This window comes from Ureibacillus endophyticus (assembly GCF_003628435.1).
Taxonomy (GTDB): domain Bacteria; phylum Bacillota; class Bacilli; order Bacillales_A; family Planococcaceae; genus Ureibacillus; species Ureibacillus endophyticus.
On the sequence record NZ_RBZN01000093.1, the window covers coordinates 1 to 3,316 of the forward strand.

The following is a 3,316-nucleotide window of genomic DNA, read 5'->3' on the forward strand; positions in this document are numbered from 1 at the left end:
CGGCATGAAAAAATTAGTTTTAGAAGGGAGGGGTACCCCTCCCTTCTAAAACTAATTCATTAAAATAAAAGAAATAACTTAAATATACTTGACTAATCGTAAGAAAGGAGTTGTCTGAAAATTCATTTTTGAGACAACTCCTTTGTGACGAGGATAGTGGAAATTTATTTCGACTACCGCAGGAACAATAATTCATAAGAGATATTTATCAAGAAAGAAAAGAGGTGTCCAAAAAATTATTACTTTTTGGACACCTCCTTTTTGCAGTTAATAGTATGGTGAAATCAATAAATAAACCAATACACCAGTAAGACTAACATATAACCAAAGTGGCATTGTCCAACGTGCAATTTTTTTATGTTTTTCTACCTTCATATTTAATCCTCTACCAAGTGTGATGAGTGCAAGTGGCACAATCACGGCTGCTAAAACAATATGTGTTAGAAGGACGAAATAATAAATATATTTCAAAATACCATCTCCGCCATAGCTAGTAGACTCGGCTAGAGAGTGATACGTTAAATAAGAGACGCAGAATAAAAATGTTGAAACAAATGCTGCAATTATAAAATTGCGGTGAACTTTAATGTTTCCCTTTTTAATCATGAACAGTGCAATTGATAAAAAGATAAAAGTAAAGCTATTCAAGATTGCATTCGCCAAAGGAAATACTGTTAATTCAACACCCCAAATTGTGTTATCTGGACTTTTTGGTATAAAATACGTTGCAAAAATAACACCAATAATTACAATGGATAAAATCCAAATTAGCGGATTATAATTGCGTTGGTTAGTATTGTTAATATTACTATTCATACGTTTCCCACTCCTATATTTAATGCCTTTAAATTAGCATAAGAAAATTATCTTCAAAGAGCAATATAAAAGGATTCGAATTCCTTTGAAAATGGAAAATGTCATCCTTTCGACAAACTTTGCATGAGTGCGGTGCTGCTAAGTATTGTGCTTTTTTTATGCAAAGTTTATTGACGAGTAGGTATACATACGTATACAATTTGATTAATAATTTGTATACCCTTGTATACAAAAGGAGGGTTTTTATGAGACGTGAAGGATTTAGAGGACAACATAGACAGCATGAAGGTAGACATCATGGACATCGTGCCGAAAGTGTAGAAATTAAAGCAGAAGGTGCGAAAACGTTTCGACGCAAGCGTGCAATTACGTTTTTAGCCCATTTAGAAACAAAGCAAGATACATTAAAAAAGCAATTGGAAACACCGGAGTTACAATCTGTTAATCCGATTATTGTTGGAGAGTTAAAAGCAACTCAAGAGATAATCGCTGAGTTTGTACAACAGTTTGAACTTTATGAGTTTGAAGAATACGCGAAAATTAAAAAAGATATGGAAAATAACACAGATGCTTAAAAATGAGGCTCAGGAGAAAATAAATATGGAAACCAAATGGACAATTGAAGAAGTAATACGCTCACGTAGAACGATAAAAAGATTTAAGAAAGATCAAGTGACATTAGAATTGATTAAGGAACTATTAGATATTGCAGTTTGGGCACCTAATCATAAGATGCGTGAGCCTTGGCGTTTTATTGCATTTTTAGATGAGGGTAAGAAGCACCTAGCTGAAATTTTAAAAAATGAAAAAGAAAAGGGTAAGTTTTCAAGACTAATGAATCAAGAAAAGTTTGAACGCTTATTATCGATTCCTGCATTTGTTGTGGTCGTTATGCAAGTAGATCCGCGACCAAACATCTTTGAAGAGGATTTTGCTGCGGTAAGTGCGTGTATTCAAAACTTTCAATTAGTAGCTTGGGAACGTGGGATTGGTATGCTATGGAATACAGACCAAACTATCTACTCACCAACTTTTCATGCACAAATTGGTGTAAAATCAGGAGAGAAAGTTGTGGGAATTATGCAAATTGGTTATCCAGATATGATTCCGAAAGCACAGCAACGTACGTCCATTGAAGAAAAATTAACAGTGATAACTAATCCTATTCAACTAGGTGAAGATTAGTAAAGGGTTTTTATAACTATTTAAATTAGCTTTCAGGAATTCAAAAATAGATGGCTACTGTTTCTGGTTCTGAAAGCTATTGTTTATTTCTTAATTTTTGACTGGAACTCAAATTAAAAGTTGCTGCAGGTTGTTATAATGGGTAAATTTCCACAAGAATAAAAAGTTTTACATTTTTATACTTTTGATTTTTCAAATAGGGTAGATACTTTTATAATAAATATTGTAGCAATTCAATTTTGTATACATATATTCTAGGTCGAAACGAGGAAACTTAATGGGAAACACAAAACAAAAACCCAAAGTAGTTAAAATCATATCAAAATCTGTAATGATTATGCTTGGGGCATTTATCGCGGCTTATGGTTTAGAAGCGGTACTCATTCCTAACAACGTATCTGATGGAGGAGTAACAGGCTTAAGTATCGTTGGTTCACAACTTTTTGGTTTACCATTAGGAGTTCTAATTGGTATTCTAAACATTCCTTTTATATGGTTAGGATATAAGCAAATCGGGAAAAGCTTTGCCATTTATTCAGTTTTAGGAATAGCAACATTAGCGGTAGGAACATCATTAATGCATCATATCCCAACGATTATTGAAGGGGATACTTTATTAGTAACCGTTGTTGGGGGGATTATCTTAGGTTTTGGTATGGGTTTAGCTTTACGTAATGGTGGAGCACTTGATGGAATTGATATGTTGGCAGTATTACTGTCGAGAAAATTACCATTTGGGACAAGTGATTTAATTTTATTCTTAAATTTATTTGTTTTCATCGTAGTTTCTACAGTATTTGGTCTTCAAGGAGCGATTCTATCGGGTATTGCTTACTTCATCGCATCAAAGGTTATCCATATTGTTGAAGAAGGTTTAAGTGGTTCTAAAACCTTTAAAATTATTACTTCACATCCAGAAGAAATGGTTGAGACGATTCGAGACCGTTTAGGAAGAAGTGCTACATACAATATTGTTCGTGGTGCATATTCAAATGAAGAATTTAAAGAGATTACTTGTGTTATTAACCGTTTAGAAGATAGCAAAATGAAAGAAATTATTCATGAGCTTGATCCAAATGCTTTTGTTACTGTTTATGATGTAGCAGAGGTAAGAGGCGGTAACTTTAGAAAGAAAGATATCCATTAATGCAAAAAACTAGTGAACTCCTCACTAGTTTTTTCTTATATCTAAGGGGGTAGTGTAAAAACTTCTATGAAAAACTGAAAATCACAAAGTATTAGGCTCAAAATTACTCTTCGAACGAGATGACAATCGCTCTTGACAAACATTCCGAAAAGGTTGCGCCTTGTTTTT

General features: G+C 33.4%; 4 protein-coding genes. 3 read left to right on the forward strand and 1 reads right to left on the reverse strand.

The features are described from left to right. Positions 1-267: 267 nt before the first annotated feature. Entirely contained in the window at positions 268-816 is a 549-nt protein-coding gene (locus D8M03_RS17310; protein WP_121216021.1) for a DUF420 domain-containing protein, read from the reverse strand. A gap of 245 nt (positions 817-1,061) precedes the next feature. Between D8M03_RS17310 and D8M03_RS17315 the strand changes: the two genes are divergently transcribed. The 3 genes from D8M03_RS17315 to D8M03_RS17325 all read left to right on the forward strand — a co-directional run bounded on the left by D8M03_RS17315 (position 1,062) and on the right by D8M03_RS17325 (position 3,148). Then, positions 1,062-1,391, forward strand: a complete 330-nt coding sequence (locus D8M03_RS17315; protein WP_121216022.1) for a hypothetical protein — start codon at positions 1,062-1,064, stop codon at positions 1,389-1,391. A gap of 25 nt (positions 1,392-1,416) precedes the next feature. Further along, positions 1,417-2,001, forward strand: a complete 585-nt coding sequence (locus D8M03_RS17320; protein ID WP_121216023.1) for a nitroreductase family protein — start codon at positions 1,417-1,419, stop codon at positions 1,999-2,001. Between the two features lie 277 nt (positions 2,002-2,278). Further along, a complete protein-coding gene (locus D8M03_RS17325; RefSeq protein WP_121216024.1) occupies positions 2,279-3,148 on the forward strand; it encodes a YitT family protein in 870 nt (289 codons plus the stop codon). The last annotated feature ends 168 nt before the right edge of the window (positions 3,149-3,316 follow it).

What these genes read in the sequence shown, in the direction of transcription:
- D8M03_RS17320 (WP_121216023.1), top strand. Translation starts at nt 1,417, where the DNA reads ATGGAAACCAAATGGACAATTGAAGAAGTAATACGCTCACGTAGAACG.
- D8M03_RS17310 (WP_121216021.1), bottom strand. Translation starts at nt 816, where the DNA reads ATGAATAGTAATATTAACAATACTAACCAACGCAATTATAATCCGCTA.
- D8M03_RS17325 (WP_121216024.1), top strand. Translation starts at nt 2,279, where the DNA reads ATGGGAAACACAAAACAAAAACCCAAAGTAGTTAAAATCATATCAAAA.
- D8M03_RS17315 (WP_121216022.1), top strand. Translation starts at nt 1,062, where the DNA reads ATGAGACGTGAAGGATTTAGAGGACAACATAGACAGCATGAAGGTAGA.